Source organism: Spirosoma sp. KCTC 42546 (assembly GCF_006965485.1).
GTDB lineage: Bacteria > Bacteroidota > Bacteroidia > Cytophagales > Spirosomataceae > Spirosoma.
In genome coordinates this window covers 696,833-723,723 of the sequence record NZ_CP041360.1, presented here as the reverse complement: position 1 = coordinate 723,723, position 26,891 = coordinate 696,833, and the positions used below count along the sequence as shown (strand labels likewise).

Genomic DNA, 26,891 nt, shown 5'->3' with positions numbered 1-26,891 from the left:
ACGCGCAAGAACTATATTTGTCAGCCACTTACCGATTTACCAACTTACCGACTATTTCTCCGTTTCAATTTGTTTTTCTAATTGGTCTTGCTGGCCTTGTAATCGGTTTTCTACTACGTACACAAACGACAGATTACTGAAATTCGTAGCCAGATTCAGCGTAATATCGTGGAAGGTCTGGTTCTGCTGAACTCCTACAGACCGAACTCGTCCAACCAGAATTCCTGGTGGGAAAGTCGAATTATGTTCTGAAGTCACGACCGAATCCCCCTTACTGACAGGCTTATAGCGTGGAATGGCATCTAATTTCATCAGATGTGGGTCTACGCCATCCCACTTGGCCGAACCAATTTCACCGGCTTTCACCAGTTGTGAAGATATCATATACTCCGAATGCAAGATGGATGTGATAACCGAAAAATGCTGGTTACAAATCTTTACTTTACCGACTACCCCCGTTGGCGAAATGACCCCCATGCCCGGCCGGATGCCATCATCGGTACCTTTATCAATAGTGATATAGTTGTTGGCAAACTGCGTTGTGTTATTTACCACCTTCGCTACAGTAAACTTAAATCGGTCGGCAAAGGCAGAGTCGGCCCGATATTCCGCAGGAGCAGCGGGTTTGCTTTGGAGTAATTTTGTGAGCCGAGCGTTGAGTTGCTGGTTTTCCAGCGCCAGATCGGCATTTACCTGACGCAAACTGGCGTATTGATTAGCCGCATTCGACCATGCCAGCACCTGAGCCGCGTACCGGTTCGAGGTGTTGAAAAAAGTGGCGCTCCAGTAATTGCTTGTATTGATAATGAAGTAGAAACAAAGCACTTCAAGCAACACAAACAAAATGAAGTTCCGGCTTCGAATAAAAAAATCGACTAACTCTCCCATAGTAAACTGTGTAGCCTGGACGTCTACGTCCGGGTGTAGCCTATTGATCTACATCCGGACGTAGACGTCCAGGCTACACAAAAATACTTTAACTAATCAGTACAGACCGATACATTTCCAGATTCTTGATTACCTCGCCCGTACCTTTTACAACGGCCTTGAGCGGATCATCGGCAACGTGAATCGGCAACTTGGTTTTAGCACCCAGACGTTTATCGAGACCATGCAATAAAGCTCCCCCGCCTGTCAGGTGAATCCCGTTGGTGTAAATATCGGCCGATAACTCCGGTGGCGAAATTTCGAGGGCCTTCATGGTAGCCTCTTCAATTTTCGAGATGGATTTGTCGAGCGCATAGGCAATTTCGCTGTAGGTAACCTTGATTTCTTTCGGAATACCGGTCATCAAATCGCGACCCCGGATTTCGTAATCAGCCGGTGGGTTGTCGAGTTCGGGAAGAGCCGAACCAACTTCCATTTTGATCTGCTCAGCCGAACGCTCACCAATAAGCAGGTTATGCTCCCGACGCATATAATCCACGATATCGCGGGTAAACACATCGCCCGCAATACGAATCGACTGTTCGCAGACAATACCCGACAAAGCAATTACCGCAATCTCGGTTGTTCCTCCTCCAATGTCCACGATCATGGTTCCATTAGGTTGGGTTATATCAATGCCAATGCCAATAGCGGCTGCAATAGGTTCGTGAACCATATATACCTCTTTGGCTCCGGCGTGTTCGGCAGAATCTTTAACGGCCCGCTTTTCTACTTCTGTAATACCCGATGGAATACAAATAACCATCCGGTGCGATGGAGAGAACAGCTTGCTGCCCGTATCAATCATTTTAATCATGCCCCGAATCATCAGTTCGGCGGCCGTAAAGTCAGCAATCACACCATCCTTCAACGGGCGAATTGTCTTGATGTTTTCATTGGTCTTTTCGTGCATTTGCATGGCCTTATGACCAATGGCCAGCACCTTACCGCTGACTTTGTCCATTGCAATAATTGAAGGCTCATCTACCACAATCCGATCCTTGTGAATAATCAAGGTATTCGCCGTGCCCAGGTCAATAGCAATGTCGCTGGTTAAAAAATTGAAAAGTCCCATTATAGGTTGGCGCAGAACGCCTTATTACAAATACTGTTTATTGAAAGGTGTGCAAAAATATAGATTATTCAAGAGAATGTCTTCAATGAATAATGGATAATGTGAAATGAATAATGGTAAAACCGTTCTACCAGCTCCTATCCCCATTTTGTAGTATTCATTCTTCATTATACATTACTTTTGCACCATTATGGGAATTCGTTCAATTGTCAGTAAGCCTTTGGCAAAGTGGGTTGTCGAGCGTCAGCAAACCTGGATGTACCAGCCCGCCGAGGCTCAACAACGCTGGTTTCGGCAGTTGATCGACGGCGGTCGTACTACCGTTTTTGGCCGCGACCACCGGTTTAAGGATATTCAGACAATCGAAGAATTTCGGCAGGCCGTGCCCGTTCGTGATTACGAAGATCTAAAGCCCTACATCGAGCAAATTCTGCATGGCGAATCTGATATTCTCTGGAAAGGGAAACCGCTTTATTTTGCTAAAACCTCGGGTACAACGTCCGGCACTAAGTACATTCCGATCTCTCAGGAATCCATCCCCAACCACATTAACTCAGCCAGGGATGCCCTGCTGAATTACATTAACGAAACAGGAAACAGTGCCTTTCTGGACAAGAAATTAATCTTTCTGTCTGGCAGTCCCGAACTCACCCAGAAAGCCGGCATCAACATCGGGCGGCTATCAGGCATTGCTAACCACCACGTACCCGCTTATCTGCGCACGAACCAGTTGCCTAGTTACGAAACCAACGTCATCGACGATTGGGAGACCAAACTGGAGCGGATCATAGACGAGACCCTGCCGCAACCGATGTCGCTCATTTCGGGGATTCCACCCTGGGTGCAGATGTACTTCGACCGAATTCAGGAACGTACGGGCAAGTTGATTAAAGATGTTTTCCCTGATTTCTCGGTGTTCGTGTACGGGGGCGTCAACTTTGAGCCGTACCGGGCCAAGTTATTCGAGAGCATTGGCAAACGCGTTGATTCGATTGAGACGTATCCAGCTTCCGAAGGCTTCATTGCGTTTCAAGACAGCCAGACTGAAGAAGGCTTATTGATGTTGTTAGACAGCGGCATCTTTTTTGAGTTCATTGCCGCCGACGACTATTTTACTGAAAACCCGCGCCGATACACCATTGATGAAGTGGAGCTAGGCAAAAACTACGCGGTCATTATCAACAACAACGCTGGCCTGTGGGGGTACTCCCTCGGCGACACCGTGAAGTTTGTATCGCGGGAGCCGTACCGTTTGCTGGTAACGGGCCGGATCAAGCATTTCATTTCGGCCTTTGGCGAGCACGTCATTGGTGAAGAGGTGGAGAAGGCGCTCAAAGACGCAATGGAAAAACACCCCGAAACCGAAGTCGTTGAGTTCACCGTTGCGCCCATGGTCAGCCCAAAAGAAGGCTTGCCGTATCACGAATGGCTCATTGAGTTCGCCACGCCCCCAAACGATCTGGTTGCCTTTGCCCGCGATGTAGACAACCGGCTAATTAAACTGAACGTATATTACGATGACCTGATTACAGGCTCTATCCTGCAACCATTAAAACTGACGAGCTTGCCACGTGGGGCCTTTCAGCGGTATATGAAATCGCAGGGAAAGCTAGGCGGGCAGAATAAAGTACCTCGTTTGGCCAATGACCGGAAAATTGCAGATGGGTTGTTGGAAGTAATGCATAATGTGTAATGGATAACGTAGAATGAAAATAACCGGCGTCGATATTGGCGAGTACCGCCAGTTCAAGAATATAAAGTTTGATTTTACGTACCCTGCAGACTATCACGACAAAGCCAAAGTCGGAAAGCCATTGGAGAAGGTGTGTTTTATTGGTCAGAGTGGGACTGGGAAGACTACGTTGTTGAATGTAATTTGGGATTTTTTTAGACTGATTGAAGATAGCCATCTGGCAATAAACAACCGGGAGGTTATTCATAATAATTGGGCGGATTTTGACATCCTTTATAATCCAATCTCTATACAGATAGAAAGTCAAGGAACTAGTGTTTCTTACCAGACAGAAGACTTAAGCAAATACGATAATCATAGACAAGTAAGATTAGGTATTTTAATGAAGTGGCTCGAAAAAAATGGACTTGTAGACACTATTAATACTACGAATAAGGCATGTCTGTTCATTAAAGAATCCATTGCTCGCGAAGCAGATGCATTCCTGTTTGACCAGAAAGACCAGCCACAAACTTTTTCAGATTTCGTAAAGACAGATACACAAATCGAAAAAGAAAAGGTAGCTCACGACGAACGTATCAATGCAGCTGGCTCTAAAAAAGTGGTTTCGTTAGGGGATATGCAGTCCATATCTACCTGGCAATATTTACTTAAAGCAATTAATCAATACGACGAAGATACTGTACAGCAGATCACAAAAATTATCCAAAGTACCCCAAAAAGCAAGGTAACAGAGGAACTTCAGAAGTGGGTAATTTCCGATCCCCGCATCGAATTAGCAGAAAAATGCCTCAATCCCATTTTAGATAAGTTTCATCTAGAGGTAAATGTTGGGGAGAAGGGCAAAGCCCCAATTGCTATTCATACAAAGAAGGATGTTAAAATCCCTAGTTCAAATCTTAGTACTGGCACTCGTCAATTTCTAGCTACGGCCATTCCTGTATATAAGTTTGATACAAACGGAACAGTAATACTCTTTGACGAGCCTGAACGTTCCTTATTTCCAGATATTCAGCGTATTTTAGTAAAGTACTACACTGACCTCGCCCCTGAAGCCCAATTCTTTTTCGCCACACATTCTCCCATCATCGCATCAGCTTTCGAGCCGTGCGAGAGGTTCATTTTGTATTTTAACGAAAATGGCGAAGTAAATTTTCACAGAGGAATTGCTCCTATTGGTGATGACCCAAATGATATTTTGAGCGAGGATTTCAGAATGGAAGAATTAATGCTACAACCGGGCTTAGATGCTTATGAACGTTATAGGAATTTATTTGTAGAGATAAAAAACGAAAAAGATCCCGAGCGGCAGAAAGAGCTAATAGTTGAGCAGGCAAAACTAGGCGATCAATACAAATTTTAATCAGCATGCGACGTATTATAAAATCGGCTGATTCGAAAATTATTGAACGAAAATTAGCGTACAAAGACGGAGACAATGGTGAGTTGCGGCAACTTCTGGCAAAAGAACAATGTAGCATCTGTGCCTACACTGAAACCTATCTTGCTTCATCAGACGACGCCCATATTGAACACTTTAATCCGACGCTTAAAAACACGGATGTTGACGATTACACAAATTGGTTTCTGGTCAAAAGTCTTTGGAATATCAGAAAATCAACTAAGTGGGCTGAACCTATACTTCATCCTACCGCGGAGGACTTAGAAAAACGAGTTTTATATTTTGATGGGAATTATGTTGCCGCTGATCCGAATGATATTGAAGCCGACAATCTGATACGACTATTAGACCTGGACAATGCCAGGTTAGCTGATCAACGTAAACGATATGTTAGGTCAAAAAAACAGCAGATTGCCAATCTTGATCAATCTGCACAAGCCTATTTTGACGAACTTATGATTGAATACCCCGAAGGCGTTTACTTCATCCGCGCCCTCGAAGAAGAACTGAATGTGAAAGTCAATTTTGACTTGGTAAAAACTACATGACTGAACCTAAAAAACGCCATATCGCCATCCTCGGCTCGACCGGCTCCATTGGAACGCAGGCCGTCGATGTGATTAAAGCCCACCCCGACCAGTTTCAGGTTGAGGTACTGACAACGAACAACAACGCCGAATTACTCATTCAGCAGGCCATCGACCTGAAACCCAACGTCGTTGTCATCTGTAATGAAGATCGCTACGATCAGGTTTTCTCGGCCCTCGACCCACTCGATATTAAAGTCTACGCGGGTGCAAAATCGATTGCCTCCGTCGTGCAGATGGATACAATCGATATGGTGCTGACCGCCATGGTTGGCTATGCAGGCTTGCTTCCAACCATCAAGGCCATTGAAGCGGGAAAATCCATCGCGCTGGCTAACAAGGAAACGTTGGTTGTCGCGGGCGAACTCATCACCCAACTTGCCGCCCGGAAAGCGGTGAATATCTACCCGGTCGATTCCGAACACTCGGCTATTTTTCAGTGCCTGGTGGGCGAGTTTCACAATCCCATTGAGAAAATCATCCTGACAGCGTCGGGTGGCCCATTTCGGGGGAAATCACGGGAGTTTTTATCGACGGTGACGAAGGCGCAGGCGCTCAAGCATCCCAACTGGACAATGGGGGCTAAAATTACTATCGATTCGGCTACGCTAATGAATAAGGGGCTTGAAGTCATCGAGGCTAAATGGTTGTTTGGTCTTCGCTCCGATCAGATCGACGTGATTGTCCATCCACAAAGCATCATTCATTCCTTAGTGCAGTTTGAGGACGGAAGTCTAAAAGCACAAATGGGGCTACCTGATATGCGCCTGCCGATTCAATTTGCCTTGGGGTATCCAAATCGGTTGAAGTCGGATTTTCCACGGTTCAACTTCATGGATTATCCGTCCCTCACATTTGAGCAACCCGACCTCGAAACGTTTCGTAATTTACAGCTTGCTTTTGATGCCCTTGACCAAGGTGGCAATGCAGCCTGCATTATTAATGCGGCTAATGAAGTAGCCGTAGATGCCTTTCTGCATGACCAAATCGGCTTTCTGGAAATCTCGGAGATCATTGAAGGCTGTTTAGCCAAAGCTACCTTTGTGCAAATCCCAACTTACGATGACTACGTAAGCACAGATCAGGAAACCCGCAGGCTGGCCATGGAGCGAATTAAAAGTTTGGTTTAGCTGTTTGTACGGTATCAATAAAGCACAGCGTTTATATTCACGTGGATTGCTGACCTTTGATGTAATTCACTGCAAATTCCAGTGCATTCATCGATGCGCAGTTCGAATAACTCTTGACTTTTTATGAAAGAACTTGTGTTTCAGGTTGAGCCAGACGAAGATGGTGGCTATGTTGCCAGGACAAAATTGGCAAGTGGCTCAATTATCACGCAAGGTGATACGTTGGATGAATTAAAGCTAATGATTAAAGACGCTGTTTCGGGCTATTTTTCCGATAAACCAGATGAATTACCTCAAACCATCCGGCTTCAGGTTAATGAAGTCTTCGCATTAGCCTGAGTTGGATGAAATTACCGCGTGACCTTAATGGGACTGATTTAGCTAAGCGTCTGGAGCGTTATGGCTATCAGTTTCATCATTAAACAGGGAGTCATATCATTATCAGAACTCAGCAGAACGGCGAACATACACTTAGTATTCCCCAGCATAAGCCCTTGAAAATTGGAACGCTGAATAGTATAGTGAGCGATATGGCTGAGCATCTGGGCATTGATAAACAACTAGTAATCGAGCGATTATTAAGTCGCAAATAATGAACTCAAGACAAATCAAATGGAAATTTTAGTAATGGCAGGGCAGCTCATTTTGGGTCTGTCAATTTTAGTTGGATTACACGAATTGGGGCACCTGTTGGCTGCCAAGGCCTTTGGGATGCGCGTAGAACAGTATTTTATTGGCTTTCCTCCTAAAGTCTGGAGTATTAAACGGGGTGAAACCGAATATGGTATCGGCGCTATTCCGCTGGGTGGCTTTGTAAAAATTTCGGGCATGATCGACGAGTCGCTCGACACAGCCCACGTCAATGCTGAGCCCCAACCGTATGAGTTCAGAGCGAAGCCAGCCTGGCAGCGGCTGGTCGTCATGCTGGGCGGCATTATCGTCAACGTTATTGTAGGCATCCTGATTTTCGTCATCCTAGCCTATAAAAACGGGAATACCTATCTGGCAGCCAAAGACGCTAAATACGGTATTGTAGCCTACGACCTGGCAAAAGGTATTGGCTTACAGACCGGCGATAAGATTCTCAAAGTCAACGGAAAAGAAATTACCGACTTCAATGAAGTCCGTAGCTCAGATGTGTTTTTAGGCAACAATAGCTCCTATACCATTGAGCGAAACGGGAAGCAGATGGACATCTATATCCCCAATAATTTTGTGGACAAGCTGGCCGACAAAAAAGCCGCCGGGCAATTTATTGAACCCATTGAACCCTTCAAAGTTGCCGAGTTAGTACCGGGTCAACCCGCTGGCAAGGCAGGCCTGAAAGCAGGCGATGTGATCACCAGCATCAATGGCAAACCCATCCAATTCTATCACGAGTTTACAGAGATCGTAAAACCGCTTAAAAACAAACCCATAACCCTTAGCATTAATCGGAACGGCAAGCTCGATACGCTCAAGATGACGACTACGGCCGAGGGAACGATTGGTTTTTATCCTGAGTTTCTGCTGCCCTTCACCAAGCAGGACTATACCTTTGGTGAAGCCCTAAGCGTGGGTACAGCGAAGGCGTTTCAGGTGGTGTTCGATAACATTAAAGGATTCGGTAAAATTTTCCGGGGAGAGGTATCGGCCTCTAAAGCCCTAAGTGGCCCAATTGGTATCGCTCAGAATCTATTCGGCGGCATTTGGGTTTGGGACCGTTTCTGGACGGTTACCGGCTTACTCTCGATGGCGCTTGCCTTTATGAACGCCCTACCGATCCCAGCCCTCGACGGTGGCCACGCAACCATTTTGGGTTATGAGATTATTTCGGGTCGTAAGCCATCAGATCGCTTTCTGGAAGGTGCCCAAAAAGTGGGTATGGTTATTTTACTTGGCTTAATGGCCTTCGCCATTTTCAATGATGTATTCAAGGCTGTTTTTTAATAGTTTGTTAAAACGCAAAGGCGCGAAGACAAGCGCAAAGAACGCGAAGAGAACCATAGCGTTCTTTGCGTATTCTTTGCGCCTTTGCGTTTTAATAATCATTTCGACAGCCAGTCGGTCGGCGCACGAATTTCATGCCAGTGTGACCCAGATGCAGTACAATGCGAAAGATCGAGTCTTCGAAATTAGTGTTCGGATCTTCACCGATGATTTTGAGAAAGCACTTTCAGCCGCATCAAACAGTAAAATTAATTTAGATGGCCCACCCGCTAAACACGATCCTCTAATCGAGAAATACATACAGGCCCATTTCTCGTATGTATCCCCACAGAAGCAGACGAAACCGGTCAAATACGTTGGTCACGAAGTAGAAGCGGATGCAAACTGGCTCTACCTGGAAATGCCTTATACAGAGCCTTTTAAAGGTGGATTATTGAAGCAAAACGTGCTGATGGAGCTATTTGACGACCAGGTAAACATGGTTAATGTGCAGTATCAGGGACAGAAAAAAACGTTCGTTTTCCGTAAAAATCAGCCTGTTCAGGACATTTCGTTCGATTAATAAATTTCTGTGACATTAACCTTCCTAAATAGTTAGTTTTGTAATAGTAACAATTAGTCCGTCAATTCGTCATAAGTATACGATTGGCACGACGCTTGCAACTACCTCATTTCCCTTGCCTTTCCTTACAGTTTAGGAACCAACCCAATATTGAATGCTGCCAGACTGGCAGTGTATGTATGAATTCACAAAAAGAATTTGCGACCCGTTTACTGTTGGCCGATTTTGATTCGGATAATTTAGAAATTGTGCCTCTCGGATCACCTGAAGGGTTAGATGAAGACTATGAGTTACCGGCAAACCTTCCCATTCTTCCGGTTCGCAATACAGTGTTGTTTCCAGGTATGGTAATTCCCGTCACGGTAGGGCGGGCAAAGTCGATTCGGCTGGTAAAAAAAGCCTATAAAGGCAACCGAATTATTGGTGTAACGGCACAGCTTAATCAACAGAAAGACGAACCCACCGCCGATGACCTGTACCGGTTCGGAACGGTGGCCTATATTATTAAAATGATTACCCTGCCTGATGGCAATATCACCATTATTATTCAGGGAAAGAAGCGCTTTGAAATTCAGCAAATCACTCAGGAAGAACCGTTTATAACGGCGCAGGTTCGTCAGATTGACGACGCCTTCCCGAGCGTTAATAAAAAAGAAGGAAAAGCAATGCTGCAATCGCTGAAAGATGCAGCTTATAAGATCCTCCGTCTTAACCCCGAAATTCCACAGGAAGCCCGGATTGCTTTAGATAATATAGAAAGTTCGACCTTTTTGCTACATTTCCTGTCATCGAACATCAATGCTGATGTAGCTGATAAACAGCGCCTTCTGGAATTGACCGATGGAAGCCAGCAGGCAAGCTTACTGCTCGAATACATGCTTCGTGAAGTGCAATTGCTGGAACTGAAACGCGAAATTCAGTCAAAAGCCTCGTCAGATCTCGACCAGCAGCAACGCGACTACTACCTGCGTCAGCAGATGAAAGTCCTGCAGGATGAGCTTGGTATGGACAACCCCGACCGTGAGATTGATGAACTGCGCATGAAAGCTGATAAAAAGAAATGGCCTACCGAAGTTCGGAGTCATTTCGATAAAGAGCTTAACAAGTTGCAGCGTATCAACCCGATGGCGCCGGAATATCCGGTGACGATGAATTACGTCGAGCTGATGGTTGATCTACCCTGGAACGAGTTCACCAAAGATAATTTCGACCTGAAGCGCGCCCAGAAAATTCTGGATGGTGACCACTTTGGCCTGGAAAAAGTGAAAGAACGGATCATTGAGTACTTAGCCGTTCTGAAACTTAAAAACGATATGAAGGCCCCAATCCTGTGCCTTTACGGCCCTCCGGGTGTGGGTAAAACCTCATTGGGTAAGTCGGTGGCAAAGGCCCTGGGCCGAAAATATAGCCGCATGGCACTAGGTGGCGTTCACGATGAAGCCGAAATTCGGGGTCACCGTAAAACGTACATCGGGGCTATGCCGGGTAAGATTATCCAGAATATCCGTAAATGTGGGACAGCCAATCCAGTTTTTATTCTGGATGAGATCGATAAGGTAAGTTCTGATTTCCGGGGCGATCCATCTTCAGCTTTGCTCGAAGTACTGGATCCAGAGCAGAACTCAACCTTCATGGACAATTACCTCGAAACCGAGTTCGATCTCTCGCGGGTATTGTTCATTGCAACGGCTAACTCACTTGATACCATTCACCCCGCCCTGCGCGACCGGATGGAGATCATCGATATTGCAGGCTATACGGTTGAAGAAAAAGTGCAGATTGCCAAAAAGTACCTAGTTCCAAAACAGCGGAAAGATCACGGACTGAAGCCTAAAGATTTAGTGATTGAAGATAAAGCTATTCTTCGCATCATTGAAGGCTATACTCGGGAGTCAGGTGTACGGAATCTGGAGCAGAAAATTGGCGCACTCATCAGAAAAATAGCCAAATCCATTGCGATGGAGGAGGACTATAACCATACGGTTAAAGCGACCGATATTTCTAAAATGCTCGGTGCCGAGATTTTTGATAAGGAACTCTACGCCGATGACGATATCGCTGGCATAGTAACGGGCTTAGCCTGGACACAGGTTGGGGGCGAAATCCTGCTTATCGAATCAAGCCTGAGCCGGGGAAAAGGGGTTCTGACCCTGTCTGGTCAATTGGGAGATGTTATGAAGGAATCAGCCGTTACGGCTCTCTCCTACCTGAAAGCCCATGCCGATGAACTGGGTATCGACTATCGAGTCTTTAATCATTACGATCTGCACATCCATATTCCTGCCGGAGCCGTACCCAAAGACGGGCCATCAGCAGGAATCACGATGCTGACCTCCATGACGTCGATTTACACCCAACGCAAAGTGAAGCCGTACCTGGCTATGACGGGCGAGGTGACGCTTCGGGGCAAGGTACTTCCCGTAGGCGGCATCAAAGAAAAGATTCTGGCAGCTAATCGGGCAGGTATTAAAGAAATTATTCTCTGCTCGAAAAACCGGAAAGACATTGAGGAAATCAACCAGTCCTATATCAAAGACCTGACTTTCCACTATGCCGATACAGTAGATCAGGTGTTGAACATTGCCTTGCTACCTGGTCAGGTTGGCAAACCCATGAAATTCATATTGCCCGAAGAACGAGAACACCGCGAAGTAGAGAAAGTGTATTGATTTACGGATCACGATGTACGAATTACGATTTGGCACGACGCGAAAGTAATTCGTACATCGTAATCCGTACATCGTAATTCGTAAATCCCTTTGCTTGATTTTCTTAAACTCTCTGCTACCTATCAACAGGCACTGCTTCGGCAGGTTGTGCCGTTCTGGCTCAAACATGGCCGGGATGAGCAATGTGGAGGGTATTTCGATTTACTATCAACCACGGGAGAGGTAATTGAAGGAGATAAATGCATTACGCAGCAGGCTCAGCAAACATGGGCGTTCGCCTGGCTTTATAATACCCTTGATGGGCAGCCGACCTGGCTGGAACACGCCCAACATGGAGCTACATTCTTAAGTCAGTTTGCCCATACAGATACCCTTTCCTGCTACGCCCAACTCGACCGGCGAGGTCGAGCCGTAGCCGCTTCAACAGATGCCATTCCTGACTGTTCGGTGGTTATGGCCTATGCTCAGCTCCACCGTGCCACCGGCAATGATGAGTGGGCCATGCTAGCTAAACAAACCTTTACAGGCCTGCTTCAGCATCGCGACGAAATTAGGGCTGAACAAGCCGAAACTATTGGCGGCTTCCGACAAATCCGACACTTAAGCGAACCCATCGCCGTACTTAAAACAGTATTGGAGATGCAGCCACTTTTGAGCGAAGAAACCTGGAAACAAGCTTTAGATGGGGTTGTCCAGGAATTACTGAACGAGTTTGTCGATCGCCGGACGGATGTACTTCGTGAGTTTATTTTACCTGAAGGCGCATTCGTTAACACCCCAGAAGGTCGCCGGGTCAATGTTGGGCTGACCTTCCAAACTGCTAGTTATCTTCTTGATTTTTCTGCGGAAAGTGGTTTGCCTAGAACAGGTTCCAGTACAATTACGAACCGAAAACTGGCAACGCAGCTTGTAGGCTGGTGTTTACGCCTTTGCGAACAAGCGTGGGATGAACTTGCAGGGGGGGGATTAAATCAATATATCGACGTTAAACAGCAACCACTTCTGTTCCCGGACGGACGACAGAAATGGGCTTGGGTACAGGTTGAGGCAATGGCTACTCTTGTAAAATGTTATGTGTATACACGCCAGCCTGATTGCTTAAAGTGGTTCAAACGGATTCATGATTACAGCTTCCATAATTTTCCTGATGCGAAACACAGCGGTTGGCATATAGCCGTCGATCAGCATGGCCAACCCTTGGTATCGGCCAAGTCGCTTTCTGCCGTTGGGTGTTTTTCGCTTATCCGTTGCTTGGCCGAAACAGCGCAGCTATTAACGAAATGTGAGCCAATTCAACCCCGACAAACAGGCACCCGTGTTCTCCATTAAATCGGTACGACGGCTAAATCAAGATCAGGCACCTCGGCCACTAAGAAATTGATAGTTGTTTTCATATTGGGCAGGTCGTCAAGTAAGAATATATGACTCCCTTCAGTCACAAATTCCGAAACGATTGTTTTTTGCTGCGTGTGGTGAACAGCATCGAGCTGATACAGGTCAATCGTTAGCTGGCAATCGACTGCCGTAGATACATTAATGCGTAAGGTATCATCAGTCTGCTCACAACTAAAATTTGTAATTACCTGTCGGGCAACAGACTTGTTGGCTAATTCCAGCTTGATCTGCTTTACTAAAAGTGGAATGACTGGGGCCAGACCATCCACAAACAGAATCGCCGGATTCTGATGTAGAAAACTGGCTCTAAGCGTTGTATTCGTTGCGGCATCAATTCCTCGCCCAAAGGCTATTACATCAAAGTCAGTTGCATTGAAGTTTTGGCTAGCCTGTTCAACCTGACTAGTTGTCTTTACCAAAAAGCCTTCCTCGGTTAAAGCTGACGCCAGGTTGGCCAATACGTTTGGGTTACGACCGATGAGTAATACCGCTTTGTTCATTATTTTTTTTTTCTGTCATTTCGACGTCAGGAGAAATCTCAAACTTGACTAATATGAGACGTTGAGATTTCTCCCTACGGTCGAAATGACAAAAAAACGTCTTAATCTACTTAACTTGAATTCTATACTAGAGTCAATATTCAGCCCAAACTTGGCAAGTTACTCCACCAGGAACTTACTTTTTCATCTGCGCAAATCCGTCAATCGCTCCACGAACATTTCCAAATTTCGCCAATAGCGCTTCAGCTTCTTCCCGGCCAACACCTATCTCGCTCATCACCATCTTGGCGGCCCGATCCTGTAACTTAATATTCGTCAGTTGCATATCGACCATTTTATTACCCCTCACCCGGCCCAACTGAATCATAACGGAAGTCGAAATCATATTCAGCGCCAGTTTCTGCGCAGTCCCGGCTTTCATACGGGTGCTGCCCGTTACAAATTCCGGCCCTGTAACTACTTCCACGGGATATTCAGCAGCTTGTGCCACTGCCGACCCTTCGTTACAAACAATACACCCCGTTAGCAGGCCAGCTTTGCGGGCTTCCTGCAACCCACCAATAACATAAGGCGTTCGACCCGAAGCCGCAATACCAATAACGGTATCGTGTTCATCTGGCTGATAAGGCGCAATATCTTTCCAGGCCTGTTCGGCATCATCCTCGGCAAACTCGACCGCTTTGCGAATCGCGCCATCGCCACCCGCCATCAGACCAATGACTAAATCATGGGGTACACCATAGGTTGGCGGGCATTCGGAGGCATCGACAACGCCAAGCCGACCGCTGGTTCCGGCTCCAATATAAATGAGTCGACCACCCTGTTTCATGCGTTTGACAATTTCCGTCACCAGCGCTTCAATCTGCGGAATGGCCTTCTCAACAGCAAGTGGTACGGTTTTGTCTTCCTTATTAATATTAGTCAGCAAGTCGTGAACCGACATTTGCTCTAGATGGTCGTAGTGCGAGGCTGTTTCTGTTGTCATACCTCAAAAGTAATAAGTACCTATTTTAACTAACAAATAATCCGATTTTTCTTGCCTTTCATAAAAACATGAAGTTTATTTACAGCGTTATTACACCATCAGCGAAATTTCGCTAATTGTTAATTATGATTGCCGAACAGCCAACTGCCGAACTAAATCGTTTTAGTCGTACCCTAACCCAGGAAATTAGTAACCCAGCCGCCAAAGCAATGCTTTATGGAGTGGGCCTGAGTGAGGACGACATGCAGAAGCCCCAAATTGGCATTGCCAGCACGGGCTATGAAGGAAACACCTGCAACATGCACCTGAACGGGCTCTCTGTCTACGTGAAACAGGGAATTCAGGCAAATGGACTGGTAGGCTTGATTTTCAATACCATCGGTGTATCCGATGGCATGACGAACGGCAACGATGGTATGCGCTATTCGCTACCCAGCCGTGACCTGATTGCAGATTCCATTGAATCGGTTGTGACGGCCCAATGGTACGATGGCGTTGTAACGGTTGTTGGCTGCGACAAAAATATGCCCGGTGCTGTAATGGCCATGGCTCGTTTAGATCGGCCTGGTATTATGGTGTATGGCGGTACGATTCGTTCAGGCCATTATAAAGGACAGAAATTAGATATCGTTTCGGCCTTTGAAGCGCTTGGCAAAAAATACGCCAATAACATCTCCGACGAAGATTACGAAGGCGTAATTAAAAACGCCATTCCTGGTGCCGGGGCGTGTGGCGGCATGTATACAGCCAACACCATGGCCAGCAGCATCGAAGCGATGGGATTGAGCCTACCTTTTAGCAGCACTTATCCAGCAACGCACGAAGGCAAGCAGGAAGAGTGCAAGAAAATTGGAGCCGCTATGCGGATATTGCTCGAACGCAACATCACGCCAGCCGACATCATTACCCGTAAATCGCTAGAAAATGCACTGACTATTGTGATGGTGCTCGGTGGATCAACCAATGCCGTATTGCACTATCTGGCCATTGCGCGAGCCGCTGGCATCGAGCTTACCCTCGACGAAATCCAGGCAATAAGCGACCGCACTCCCCTACTCGCCGATTTGAAGCCCAGTGGCAAATATTACATGGAGGATATGCTCGCTATTGGGGGCGTTCCAGCCGTAACGAAATACTTGTATCAGAATGGATTTATTCATGGCGATTGTATGACCGTAACGGGTAAAACCGTCGCTGAGAATCTGGAAGAAGCGTCTGATCTAAATTTCGAAACGCAGAAGATCGTGTTCCCGCTGAGTCAGCCGATTAAAGCAACCGGCCACATTCAGATTATGCGCGGGAATCTTTCACCAACGGGCGGTGTCGCTAAAATTACAGGAAAAGAAGGCCTGAAATTTGATGGTACTGCCAAAGTGTGTGAACATGAAGGCGAAGTAATTGACGCGCTTCAGAAAGGTGAAATTCTGCCAGGGCAAGTGATTGTCATTCGCAATGCTGGTCCTAAAGGTGGCCCCGGTATGAGCGAAATGCTGAAACCAACCTCAGCTATCATGGGCGCAGGGCTGGGCGACAAAGTAGCGTTAATCACCGATGGTCGTTTCTCCGGTGGTACTCACGGCTTTGTAGTCGGACACGTTACCCCCGAAGCCTTCGACGGTGGCCCGATTGCCCTGGTGCACAACGGCGACCGCATTACCATTGACGCAACAACCCGCGAACTGACGCTACATATTTCAGATGAAGAGATGGCGCAGCGTAAAAGCGAATGGAAACAACCTGCTCCTCCTTTCACAAAAGGTGTATTGGGCAAATACATTCGGAATGTGAAATCAGCCAGCGAAGGCTGTGTGACGGATGAAGCGTAGAGATAAGCAATAAGTTGAGAGTATGACAACACCAACCCAAAATCAACAGATTCTCAATTACCTAAAGCCGTATCAGCTTGAGTGGGTTGGAATTTTTGGATCATGGGCGCGAGGAGAAAATGGACCTGGTAGTGACTTGGATATTTTAATAAAATTTATCAAGCCTGTTTCGCTATTAACATTCGTTCGAATGGAGCGAGAGCTCTCAGAGATACTTAGCTTGAAAGTTGATTTAGTATCCGAAGGAGGACTTAAAAACGAGCGTATGAGAAAGAGCGTCTTAGCCGACCTAAAACTGATTTCAGCATGAAAAATGATCTGACTTATTTGGATCACATCGCAAACAGTTTTAGAAAACTACTGGAATATGCAGAAGAAATGACATTGGCCGAATTTCTGAGTGATTCAAAAACTCAGGATGCTTGTGTCAGACAGCTGGAAATTGCGGGAGAAGCTACCAAACGATTATCAATGTCAGTACGTGAACGCTTCACTGACATACCCTGGAAAGATATAGCAGGAATGAGAGATCGACTCATTCATCAATACATTGATGTCGACCTAATGATTGTTTGGTTAGTAATCACCGAAAATGCAACGCCACTTTTGATTTCTATTGAAACAATTCTTGAAACTCTTGAAAAAGAGAGATCTTAGAAATACAACAAACTGAATACGACCATAAACCGACCACACGTCATGGAAGCAATCGCCAGCGTTATCCCGGAAACTATAGAAACTCAAGCAGCCCCTGCTTACATCAACGGCTCACACGCCCTGATGAAAGGCCTGCTAGCCGAAGGCGTAGATACCATTTTTGGCTACCCTGGTGGAGCCATTATGCCCGTTTACGATGCCCTTTATGACTATCAGGAGCAACTGAATCATATTCTGGTGCGTCATGAGCAGGGTGCTGGTCATGCAGCACAGGGGTATGCGCGCGTAACGGGCCGGGCTGGCGTGTGTCTGGTTACATCGGGCCCAGGAGCAACCAATCTGGTAACTTCTATTGCCGATGCACTGATTGACTCCACGCCACTTGTTTGCATCGTAGGGCAGGTTGCCAAAAAACTATTGGGTACGGATGCGTTTCAGGAAGCCGATGTAATGGGCGTTACGATGCCAATTACCAAGTGGAATTACCAGATCACGGATGCAAACGAAGTGCCAGAAATACTGGCCAAAGCCTTCTACATCGCCCAATCAGGTCGTCCAGGTCCCGTCTTAATCGACATGACCAAGAGTGCACAACTGGAATTGATGACGAAGCCCTACGTGTACGAACGCTGCCAAAGTCTGGTGAGCTATCGGCCGCGTCGGATTCCAAAACAGGAGCAAGTCGAAGCGGCTGCCAAGTTGATCAATTCCGCCAAGCGTCCGTATATACTGGTTGGTCACGGCGTTCAGATTGCCAAAGCCGAAAACGAGCTCAAAACCTTTGCCGAAAAAACGGGTATTCCTGTCGCAACAACCTTACTGGGCCAGTCTACCATTCCAACCAACCACCCACTCTACGTAGGCTGGCTGGGCATGCACGGCAACTATGGCCCCAACGTGATGACGGATCATGCCGACGTAATTATTGCCATTGGTATGCGCTTCGATGACCGGGTTACGGGCGATGCCAGTAAGTACATCAAGCAAGCCAAAGTTGTTCATATCGAGATTGATCCATCGGAAATTGATAAGATCATCCGGGCCGATGCACCTGTAGTTGGTGATGCGAAAGAAGCATTAAACGCACTACTTCCACTCGTAAAACCGAACGACCATACCGTTTGGCGCAACGAGTTCCGAAAATACGATGCCGTTGAGAATGAAACCATTACGGTTCCTGAATTAACCAGCACCAACGGTAAAATTAGAATGGCCGAGGTTATTGACATGCTCTCGACCAAAACTAAGGGTGAATCCATCCTGGTAACCGATGTAGGGCAGCACCAGATGATGGCATCGCGCTATTATCAATTCCGTCGCCCGAACAGTTTAGTCACATCGGGCGGTATGGGAACAATGGGCTTTGCCTTACCTGCCGCCTTTGGTGCGCAGGTTGGCGCTCCCGACCGTCAGGTAGTAGCCATAATTGGCGACGGTTGTTTCCAGATGACCTTACAGGAACTCGGTACTATCGTTCAGAACAAACAGCCAGTTAAGGCAATCATCCTGAATAACAACTTTTTGGGTATGGTTCGTCAGTGGCAACAGCTATTCCATGAGCGTCGGTATTCGTTTGTGGAATTACAAAATCCCGATTTTATCACCATTGCCAGAGGTTTCGGTATGGATGGACAAACGTGTAGTGAACGGGATAACTTATCCGATGCGCTCGACACGATGCTAAACCACGAAGGGCCATTCCTGCTCGAGGTAATCGTTGAGAAAGAAGAGAACGTATTTCCGATGGTGCCAGCCGGTGCCAGCGTAGCGCAAATCAGACTGAAGTAGTCATTTACCTATGTGTCATTCTGTGTCATTTTATAGTCACTGGCTGTAAATGATTATAAAATGACACAGAATGACCATTAATGACCACGAAACATGACAACTTACACCATTTGCATATTCACGGAAAACACCATCGGGCTGCTGAACCGCATCACGATCATTTTCACGCGACGACGCATTAATATCGAGAGCTTGACCGTATCAGAAACAGAACGGAAAGGTATCTCTCGTTTTACGATTGTGATTAAACACGAATCGCGGGAAGAGGTCGAAAAGCTTGTTCGGCAGATTCGTAAAATCGTAGAAGTGCTGGCGGTATTTGGCTATCTCAACGACGAGATTGTCTATAATGAAATTGCATTATTCAAGATTTCGACATCTCTCGGCACGAAGTCACTGGATGTCGAAACTATCAACAAGCAGTACAAGGCCTGGGTTGTTTACTGGGGCTTGGACTACGTGGTGATTGAAAAGACGGGGAATGACACCGAGATCTTTGATTTTTTCGCTTACCTGAAACAATACGAGATTCTGGAGTTTGTTCGCTCCGGGCGCGTGGCTGTCGGCAAGACCGAGAAGGGTCTGGTCGAGTATCTGCCTGAAGCAGAGTGGGAATCTTACCTGTAGTTTTTGTCATTCCGACGAAAGAGGAATCTTAAAGATGGCCTAACCTAAGAATAATGATACATTAAGATTCCTCCTTCGTCGGAATGACAAAAACAAAAACCAATCTTTCGCGCTGATGGGTTATGCTTTTTACGTCTATATCATTACAAATCCAGATAAAACAGTTTTATATACTGGTATGACAAATGATTTAGTCAGACGTTTACAAGAACATTATGAATCGCGAGGCCAATCAGAGAAATTTGCAGGGCAGTACTACTGCTATAATCTGGTTTACTGGGAGTTCCATAAATATGTTCGTAATGCTATTGATCGCGAGAAAGAAATTAAAGGTTGGCGCAGGGAAAAGAAAGTAGCTTTAATTGAGTCCATGAATCCTGAGTGGAAAACGCTGAATACTGAAATTCAAGGATAGTGTTGTCATAGCTGCGGCCACCCGGTCCGATGATAGGAGAAATCTTAAAGCTAATTTAATTCACAAGAAGGATACTTTAAGATTCCTCCTATCGTCGGAATGACAAAAACAAACAAATTTGCGTAACCAATTAGTAACCCTAAATACGAGTACAAAAACCAATTAAACATGGCAACGATTAATTTCGGAGGAGTTGAAGAGCAAGTGGTAACGCGGGAAGAGTTTCCGCTAGAAAAAGCACGTGAAGTACTGGCGAATGAAGTGATCGCCGTGATTGGATACGGTGTTCAGGGCCCAGGTCAGTCGCTGAACATGCGCGACAATGGTTTCAACGTTATTGTCGGACAACGTAAAGGTAAAACCTACGACAAAGCGGTTGCTGATGGCTGGGTTCCCGGCGAAACCTTGTTCGAAATCGAAGAAGCGCTGGAAAAAGGTACCATTATTTGCTTCCTGCTCTCCGATGCTGCTCAGATTGAACTCTGGCCAACGGTGAAAGCCGCTCTTAAACCAGGCAAATCGCTCTATTTCTCGCACGGCTTTGGCGTAACGTATAAAGAGAAAACAGGCATTGTTCCCCCTGCTGATGTCGATGTATTCCTGGTAGCTCCTAAAGGTTCAGGTACATCGCTGCGCCGTTTGTTCGTAGAAGGCAAAGGGCTGAACTCCTCGTTTGCTATTTACCAGGATGCTTCAGGCAATGCACGTACCAAAGCCATCGCTATGGGTATCGGTGTTGGTTCGGGCTACCTGTTCGAAACCGATTTCTACAAAGAAGTAACGTCTGACTTAACCGGCGAACGGGGTACACTGATGGGTGCCATTCAGGGTATTTTTGCTGCTCAATACGAAGTGCTGCGCGCCAATGGCCACAGCCCGTCTGAAGCATTCAACGAAACGGTTGAAGAGTTAACCCAATCGCTGATGCCACTGGTTGCCGAAAACGGTATGGATTGGATGTACGCCAACTGTTCGACCACCGCTCAGCGCGGTGCGCTGGATTGGTGGAAACCTTTCCACGATGCCACTAAGCCTGTATTCGAAAAATTATACAACTCGGTAAAATCGCAGGAACAAGCTGAAATCAGCATCACTCGCAACTCGCAGCCCGACTACCGCGAAAAACTGGAAGTAGAACTGGCCGAACTGCGTGACTCAGAAATGTGGCAGGCCGGTAAAGCGGTTCGGTCACTGCGCCCAGAGCGGAGCTAATCCTAATTAATGTACAACGAATAATGTACAATGGATAACGTAAATTTGTTATAATGGGTGTTGGTTTCTTACTCATTTTACATTTTACATTATTCATTGTACATTTTTCATTCTCGACGTGGTTGACAAAGACGCAAAATTAACCCTCCCCGACCTGGATAATATTTATCTGGCTGCTGAGCGACTTCAGGGTATTGCCGCGCATACGCCGTTGCAGGAAAACATCAACCTGTCGGACCGGTACGGTGCCAACATTTTCCTGAAGCGTGAAGATTTGCAGGTCGTTCGGTCCTATAAAATTCGGGGAGCTTATAATAAAATGGCCAGCCTGTCTGCCGAAGCATTGGCCAAAGGAGTTGTGTGTGCCAGCGCCGGTAATCACGCGCAGGGATTGGCGTATGCGTGCCGCAAGATGGCGGTGACCGGTATCATTTTCATGCCAACCACCACACCAAACCAGAAGGTGAAACAGGTGCGCATGTTTGGCAAGGAGTTCGTTGAGGTGCGTCTCATTGGCGATACGTACGATGACGCCTACAACGCGGCTATGGACTATGTCAATACCCACGACAGCACGTTTGTGCACCCTTTCGACGATGTGCTGGTGATGGAAGGTCAGGGAACCGTTGGGCTGGAAATCCTCCGGGATGCCACGGGCAAAATCGACTACCTGTTGATGGCCATCGGTGGGGGTGGATTAGCGTCGGGCGTCTCAACCGTGTTCAAGCAACTGAGCCCTAAAACCAAACTAATCGGGGTAGAACCACTTGGCTCGCCATCCATGAAAGTCTCTATCGACGAAGGCCACGTTGTAGCCCTCGATAAGATCGACAAGTTTGTTGATGGAGCCGCGGTAAAACGTCCGGGTGATACGACGTTCGAAATCTGTCGTAAAAACCTCGACCGCGTTCTGTTAGTCCCCGAAGGCAAAGTCTGCACAACAATCCTAAAGCTATACGACGAAGACGCCATCGTAGCCGAACCCGCCGGTGCCTTAACCATTGCCGCGCTCGACATGCTGAAGGATGAAATAAAAGGCAAGAACGTTGTTTGTTTAGTCAGTGGAGGCAATAATGATATTACTCGCACAGAAGAAATCAAAGAGCGTTCGTTATTGTATGAAGGCCTGAAACACTATTTCATTATCAGGTTTCCGCAGCGTGCCGGTGCCTTCCGCGATTTTTTAAATGTGCTTGGCCCCAATGACGATATCAGCCGGTTCGAATACGCCAAGAAAACGAACCGGGAAACCGGCCCTGCCGTAGTAGGTATCGAACTAAAGAGTCGCGACGATTTCGAACCGCTCATCCAGCGAATGCATGCCCAAAACATCGTGTTTGAGTACCTGAATGACCAACCTGATTTATTTCAGTTTTTGGTGTAGCTTCGTGTAAACCAGACAGGCTTTCTCACTATGAAAAACCCAATCACAATTGACCCGGACATCCAGTTTGGCACGCCCGTTTTCACTGGAACACGAGTACCTGTTGAGTCTTTGTTCTGGCATCTTGAGAGTGGCATTTCGTTGGATATTTTTTTGACTGAGTTCCCCTCTGTTTCACGAGAACAGGCAATTTCCGTACTCGATCTAGCTGGCAAAGCACTCAGTTCAGATAAATTATTACCACTGATTTATGAAATTACTGCTTGATGAAAATCTACCTAAAGGTTTAAAACAGCATTTCCCTGAACACGAAATATACACAGTTCGCGATATGGGCTGGCAGGGAAAAAAGAATGGTGAACTGTTAATGCTGATGATGGCCGATAACTTCAATGTCCTTATTACATTTGATAAAAACTTACGTCATCAACAGAATTTTGCTAAGTATCCCATAGCCGTTCTGGTACTTAATGCCTGGGGGAACTCGATGCCGTTTTTAGAACCATTGCTTCCTCAGATGCGCGAAACGCTCAGTAGATCTCTCCCGACTGGGGCAACTGTAGTTAGCTTGTCATAGTATGCTCCGCGTTCCCTCCTCCATCCAGGCCAATCAGTTTGAATCACTGAATATTCAGCGCCCCGATGCTTCAGAAATGAAGTTTGTGGCCTATCGAAGCGACGTATATCCTGAACGTAATGAGGTATTCTTCGAAGAACACGCGGTTATTGTCGTACTAAAAGGGGAAAAGAAATTCAGTTCACCCACACAGGAGTTGCACGTACGTACAGGCGATATTCTATTCTTCCAGCGGGGCTGTTACTCCATGAACGAGTCAATTGACAACAGCTACCGCAGCCTGGTATTTTTCGTCAATGAGAAAATGCTGAAAGAGTTTGTCAATCAGCATTTATCCCTATTTCAGTCGGCATCAACTTCACTTCCTACTGATCTTATTTTATCGTTTTCGTCATCGCCTACCTTCACGACATTTATCAATTCGCTCCTGCCGTATTTTGGGGCCAAAACGCCCTTTCTGAACGAACTACTACGCCTTAAGTTTCAGGAATTACTGCTGCATTTGCTCGAACTCGATACGCTGGGTCAACTACGGGCTATTCTATGGCACATTTATCAGGGTCAAAAAACAGACCTCGATTATCTGATGAGTACCTATTTACTCAAACCCTTATCAATGAGTGAGTTGGCCAGACTATCAGGGCGAAGCTTATCGGCGTTCAAACGCGATTTTGAGGCCCATTTTCATACGGCACCGGGCCATTGGATTCGTGGAAAACGGCTCGATCATGCCCATTTCCTGCTCCGAAATACCGATAAAAACGTATCGGAAGTAAGTATGGAAATCGGCTATGAGAGCGTATCTCATTTTATTAAAGCCTACAAACAACAATACGGTTTTACACCCAAACGAGGTAATTAATTAGACAACGATGCTACACTGTACCCCCTTTCTTTTATTCGACGGAAATTGTGCTGAGGCCATGACCTTTTACCAAACGTGTCTTGGCGGAGACTTAACACTAATCAAACTCGGCGATACACCCATGAAAGTCCAGTTTCCACCAGAAAAGCATGACAGAATTATCAATGCCCAACTGAAAAGTGGTGCCATCGATTTTTCGGCTACCGACTGGATGGCTTCTCCTACACTCGAACCAAAACCGGGGAACACGTTTAGCATCTATGTCGTCGGCGAAGCATATGATGAACTGAAAACCGTGTTCGACAAACTTGCAGACGGAGCAGACCAGGATAACAGAACGTTCATTAAGCTTCATAATGTGCCATTTGGGAGCTATGGACAATTCACCGATAAATATGGCGTTTCCTGGATTTTCAAAGGAGACAAGAAAGACTAAGTGCTGTTGCCTGTCTAGCCAATAACGATTTAACACTTCCTCACTCATGATCACGCGAATTACCGTTCTTACACTACTGATCGCCAGTACGGTTGCATCAGCCCAACAAACCAATCTTCCGATCCGGAAAACGGTTGACACGCCCAAACGTTCGATACGGCTCGATGTCCCGATGACTAACTCGATCCGCAACGCGTTCAAGGCGGGTACGCGTGATTTTTCCGGTAAGCCAGGCCCCAATTACTGGCAATTAGAAGCCGACTATACCATTAAGGCAAGCCTCGATCCGGCAACGCAGACAATTACCGGCTCGGAAAAGATCAGCATGCATAATAACAGCAAAGACGATCTGAAAACGATCGTTCTGCGCCTTGATCATAACCTCTTTCGCCCGGAAGCCCAGCGCGGTGCATCCGTACCAGCCGAAGCAACCGATGGCATGATCGTAACGAGCTTGAAAGTAGCGGGCCAGGCAGTAGACCTCACCGCAGCGGCTCCAGTGATGACGCGTCGTGGGAATGGCGGTGGTCCTAATGCGTCTACAAAAATGACCATCTCCGGACTTACTCAAACGATAGCCACCATCAATCTGGTCGATCCGGTGAAAGCGGGAGCAACGGCTGAACTGGAAATCGAGTGGCACACCAAACTTCCCGGTGGGCCAAATGGACGAGGCCATCGCATGACGCAACGGTTTGACAGTAAGCTTTTTCAACCTACGCAATGGTTTCCGCGTATTGGGAAATATGATGATCTGCGTGGGTGGGAGACCAGCCCTTATCTCGGACCTTCGGAGTTCTATAATAACTTCGGCAAATTCGATGTATCCATAACCGTACCCGGTGGGTGGATCGTAAGCGGTACAGGCGTACTTCAGAATCCAAACGAGGTATTGACGGAAACCGCCAGACAGCGACTTACTACGGTTCTCAACTCAAATGATGACGTAATCATTGTAAGCGAGACGGAAAAAGGCCCTGGTAAAGCAACAGCACCGGGCGACAAACTGACCTGGCACTTTGTTGCCGACAGGGTAAATGATTTTGCCTGGGCCACCGCCGAAAACTTTGTCTGGAAGGCCACACGCGCCACCATTCCCGGCAAAGGCGCCATTCCAATTCATATGGTTTATCTGCCCGAACGGGCCAAGCTTTTTGACCAAGCCGGTAAGATTTCACGCCATGCACTTGAGTTTTATTCAGCACTTTGGGCACCTTATCCATTCCCTCAATTGACGCTTCAGGATGGTCCCAGCGCGGGTATGGAATATCCGATGGTCATTAACTCAAACCAGGGCGCTGCCGATCATGAAACCGGGCACCAATGGTGGCCTATGATGTTAGGCACGAATGAAACGCGTTACGGCTGGATGGACGAAGGTTTCAACCAGTACATGAATATTCTCTCGGCTGCTGACCGCGACGGAAAGCCGTATAATCTGGACGGTTTGGGGCAAAGCTATGGCCAGATGAGCGGTGACGAAAACGAAGCGCCTATGATGTGGAACGCCAATGATGCCGGGAGTGGCTATCGATTTCAAACCTATGGCAAAGCGCCCCTGATGCTCTCCATGCTGGGCGGCATTGTAGGTGATCAGGCGGTTATTAATGCCATGAAAAAATATACGGCAGCATGGGCGTACAAACATCCGTCACCCTGGGATTATATGTTCTTTATGAACAATGAATTGGGACAGAATCTTGACTGGTTCTGGTACTACTGGCTATGGACAACGGAGACGGCTGACGGATCGATCCAGGAAGTGAAAACCGCAAATGGCAAAACAACGGTAACGGTTCATCAGGCAGGGCAAATGCCATCCCCAGTTGTGCTGAAGGTTGAGTTTGACGCAGCAGGCCCGGCCCTTAAACCAGTGGCTAACGCCAAACTAATTGATGCCACGACGGCCGAAGTTACATGGCCTGCGTCCGTTTGGTTCGACGGCAACCGCACGTTTAATGCCGTCATGAATTTTGGCGATCGCAAGATCAAAAAGATAACGTTTGATCCGCACGGTCGTTTCCCAGATGTCAATCCAGCCGACAACGTTTGGCCGCGGGAGTAATCATACAGCAGATAAGCTCTTGTTTTCTGTCATTCCGACGTCAGGAGGAATCTCAAGCTTGCCTATTATGGAACTTGAGATTCCTCCTGGCGTCGGAATGACAGAAAATAACCTCATATTCAATAGAATAAGAAAGTTAACCGCTCCTGTATAAAAACTATCCCCGGCGGTATTTACATTATCAA

General features: G+C 46.7%; 26 protein-coding genes. 22 read left to right on the top strand and 4 right to left on the bottom strand.

Annotation, left to right across the window (positions count from 1 at the left end):
• Positions 1–51: 51 nt before the first annotated feature.
• Both mreC and EXU85_RS03185 read right to left on the bottom strand, forming a co-directional pair.
• Entirely contained in the window at positions 52–888 is an 837-nt protein-coding gene (gene mreC / locus EXU85_RS03190) for a rod shape-determining protein MreC (RefSeq protein ID WP_142770682.1), read from the bottom strand.
• An 88-nt stretch (positions 889–976) separates the two neighbouring features.
• Entirely contained in the window at positions 977–2,002 is a 1,026-nt protein-coding gene (locus EXU85_RS03185) for a rod shape-determining protein (protein WP_018619308.1), read from the bottom strand.
• Between the two features lie 190 nt (positions 2,003–2,192).
• Between EXU85_RS03185 and EXU85_RS03180 the strand changes: the two genes are divergently transcribed.
• The 9 genes from EXU85_RS03180 (at position 2,193) to EXU85_RS03135 (ending at position 13,303) form a co-directional block, all read left to right on the top strand.
• Positions 2,193–3,695, top strand: a complete 1,503-nt coding sequence (locus EXU85_RS03180; RefSeq protein ID WP_142770681.1) for a GH3 auxin-responsive promoter family protein — start codon at positions 2,193–2,195, stop codon at positions 3,693–3,695.
• A gap of 13 nt (positions 3,696–3,708) precedes the next feature.
• Positions 3,709–5,058, top strand: coding sequence for an AAA family ATPase (locus tag EXU85_RS03175; RefSeq protein WP_142770680.1), 1,350 nt, complete (start codon positions 3,709–3,711; stop codon positions 5,056–5,058).
• Between the two features lie 5 nt (positions 5,059–5,063).
• Positions 5,064–5,645 (top strand): hypothetical protein, encoded by a 582-nt coding sequence (locus tag EXU85_RS03170; RefSeq protein ID WP_142770679.1) that lies wholly within the window; start codon positions 5,064–5,066, stop codon positions 5,643–5,645.
• On the top strand, positions 5,642–6,814 hold the full coding sequence (locus EXU85_RS03165; protein ID WP_142770678.1) for a 1-deoxy-D-xylulose-5-phosphate reductoisomerase: 1,173 nt from the start codon (positions 5,642–5,644) through the stop codon (positions 6,812–6,814). Before EXU85_RS03170 ends, EXU85_RS03165 begins: the two co-directional genes overlap by 4 nt.
• Before the next feature lie 123 nt (positions 6,815–6,937).
• The gene (locus tag EXU85_RS03160) at positions 6,938–7,153 is read left to right on the top strand and encodes a type II toxin-antitoxin system HicB family antitoxin (protein WP_142770677.1); all 216 of its coding nucleotides are present in this window, start codon (positions 6,938–6,940) and stop codon (positions 7,151–7,153) included.
• 273 nt (positions 7,154–7,426) lie between these two features.
• Positions 7,427–8,743 carry an RIP metalloprotease RseP gene (gene rseP, locus EXU85_RS03150; protein WP_142770676.1) on the top strand — a complete coding sequence of 439 codons (1,317 nt, stop codon included), beginning with the start codon at positions 7,427–7,429 and terminating at the stop codon, positions 8,741–8,743.
• Between the two features lie 76 nt (positions 8,744–8,819).
• Positions 8,820–9,305: a DUF6702 family protein gene (locus tag EXU85_RS03145; protein ID WP_246859413.1), complete on the top strand. Its 486-nt coding sequence runs from the start codon at positions 8,820–8,822 to the stop codon at positions 9,303–9,305.
• Positions 9,306–9,484: 179 nt separating this feature from the next.
• Positions 9,485–11,974 carry an endopeptidase La gene (lon, locus tag EXU85_RS03140; RefSeq protein WP_142770675.1) on the top strand — a complete coding sequence of 830 codons (2,490 nt, stop codon included), beginning with the start codon at positions 9,485–9,487 and terminating at the stop codon, positions 11,972–11,974.
• Between the two features lie 90 nt (positions 11,975–12,064).
• On the top strand, positions 12,065–13,303 hold the full coding sequence (locus EXU85_RS03135; protein ID WP_142770674.1) for an AGE family epimerase/isomerase: 1,239 nt from the start codon (positions 12,065–12,067) through the stop codon (positions 13,301–13,303).
• On the opposite strand, the gene EXU85_RS03130 is transcribed toward EXU85_RS03135, so the two are convergent.
• On the bottom strand, positions 13,300–13,869 hold the full coding sequence (locus tag EXU85_RS03130; RefSeq protein WP_142770673.1) for a hypothetical protein: 570 nt from the start codon (positions 13,867–13,869) through the stop codon (positions 13,300–13,302). The two genes, EXU85_RS03135 and EXU85_RS03130, sit on opposite strands and share 4 nt — an antisense overlap.
• A 175-nt stretch (positions 13,870–14,044) precedes the next feature.
• Positions 14,045–14,854 (bottom strand): N-acetylmuramic acid 6-phosphate etherase, encoded by an 810-nt coding sequence (murQ, locus tag EXU85_RS03125; protein WP_142770672.1) that lies wholly within the window; start codon positions 14,852–14,854, stop codon positions 14,045–14,047.
• A 125-nt stretch (positions 14,855–14,979) separates the two neighbouring features.
• Here murQ and ilvD point away from each other — a divergent pair, with 125 nt between their 5' ends.
• The 13 genes from ilvD to EXU85_RS03060 all read left to right on the top strand — a co-directional run bounded on the left by ilvD (position 14,980) and on the right by EXU85_RS03060 (position 26,706).
• Positions 14,980–16,680: a dihydroxy-acid dehydratase gene (gene ilvD / locus EXU85_RS03120; protein WP_142770671.1), complete on the top strand. Its 1,701-nt coding sequence runs from the start codon at positions 14,980–14,982 to the stop codon at positions 16,678–16,680.
• 22 nt (positions 16,681–16,702) lie between these two features.
• A complete protein-coding gene (locus EXU85_RS03115; RefSeq protein WP_142770670.1) occupies positions 16,703–16,990 on the top strand; it encodes a nucleotidyltransferase family protein in 288 nt (95 codons plus the stop codon).
• Complete coding sequence (locus EXU85_RS03110; protein WP_142770669.1) at positions 16,987–17,337, top strand: DUF86 domain-containing protein; 351 nt, start codon at positions 16,987–16,989, stop codon at positions 17,335–17,337. Before EXU85_RS03115 ends, EXU85_RS03110 begins: the two co-directional genes overlap by 4 nt.
• Before the next feature lie 42 nt (positions 17,338–17,379).
• Positions 17,380–19,125 carry a biosynthetic-type acetolactate synthase large subunit gene (gene ilvB / locus EXU85_RS03105; RefSeq protein ID WP_142770668.1) on the top strand — a complete coding sequence of 582 codons (1,746 nt, stop codon included), beginning with the start codon at positions 17,380–17,382 and terminating at the stop codon, positions 19,123–19,125.
• Between the two features lie 93 nt (positions 19,126–19,218).
• Complete coding sequence (gene ilvN, locus EXU85_RS03100) at positions 19,219–19,752, top strand: acetolactate synthase small subunit (RefSeq protein ID WP_142770667.1); 534 nt, start codon at positions 19,219–19,221, stop codon at positions 19,750–19,752.
• A gap of 115 nt (positions 19,753–19,867) precedes the next feature.
• A complete protein-coding gene (locus tag EXU85_RS03095; protein WP_371731984.1) occupies positions 19,868–20,167 on the top strand; it encodes a GIY-YIG nuclease family protein in 300 nt (99 codons plus the stop codon).
• A 168-nt stretch (positions 20,168–20,335) separates the two neighbouring features.
• Complete coding sequence (ilvC, locus tag EXU85_RS03090) at positions 20,336–21,379, top strand: ketol-acid reductoisomerase (protein ID WP_142770665.1); 1,044 nt, start codon at positions 20,336–20,338, stop codon at positions 21,377–21,379.
• Positions 21,380–21,497: 118 nt separating this feature from the next.
• Entirely contained in the window at positions 21,498–22,763 is a 1,266-nt protein-coding gene (ilvA, locus tag EXU85_RS03085) for a threonine ammonia-lyase (RefSeq protein WP_210422432.1), read from the top strand.
• A gap of 30 nt (positions 22,764–22,793) precedes the next feature.
• Positions 22,794–23,030, top strand: a complete 237-nt coding sequence (locus EXU85_RS03080; RefSeq protein ID WP_142770663.1) for a DUF433 domain-containing protein — start codon at positions 22,794–22,796, stop codon at positions 23,028–23,030.
• Entirely contained in the window at positions 23,014–23,340 is a 327-nt protein-coding gene (locus EXU85_RS03075) for a DUF5615 family PIN-like protein (protein WP_142770662.1), read from the top strand. Before EXU85_RS03080 ends, EXU85_RS03075 begins: the two co-directional genes overlap by 17 nt.
• A 1-nt stretch (position 23,341) precedes the next feature.
• Positions 23,342–24,202, top strand: a complete 861-nt coding sequence (locus tag EXU85_RS03070; protein ID WP_142770661.1) for an AraC family transcriptional regulator — start codon at positions 23,342–23,344, stop codon at positions 24,200–24,202.
• A 61-nt stretch (positions 24,203–24,263) separates the two neighbouring features.
• Complete coding sequence (locus EXU85_RS03065; protein ID WP_246859412.1) at positions 24,264–24,641, top strand: VOC family protein; 378 nt, start codon at positions 24,264–24,266, stop codon at positions 24,639–24,641.
• A 46-nt stretch (positions 24,642–24,687) separates the two neighbouring features.
• A complete protein-coding gene (locus tag EXU85_RS03060; RefSeq protein ID WP_142770659.1) occupies positions 24,688–26,706 on the top strand; it encodes a M1 family metallopeptidase in 2,019 nt (672 codons plus the stop codon).
• Positions 26,707–26,891: the final 185 nt, after the last annotated feature.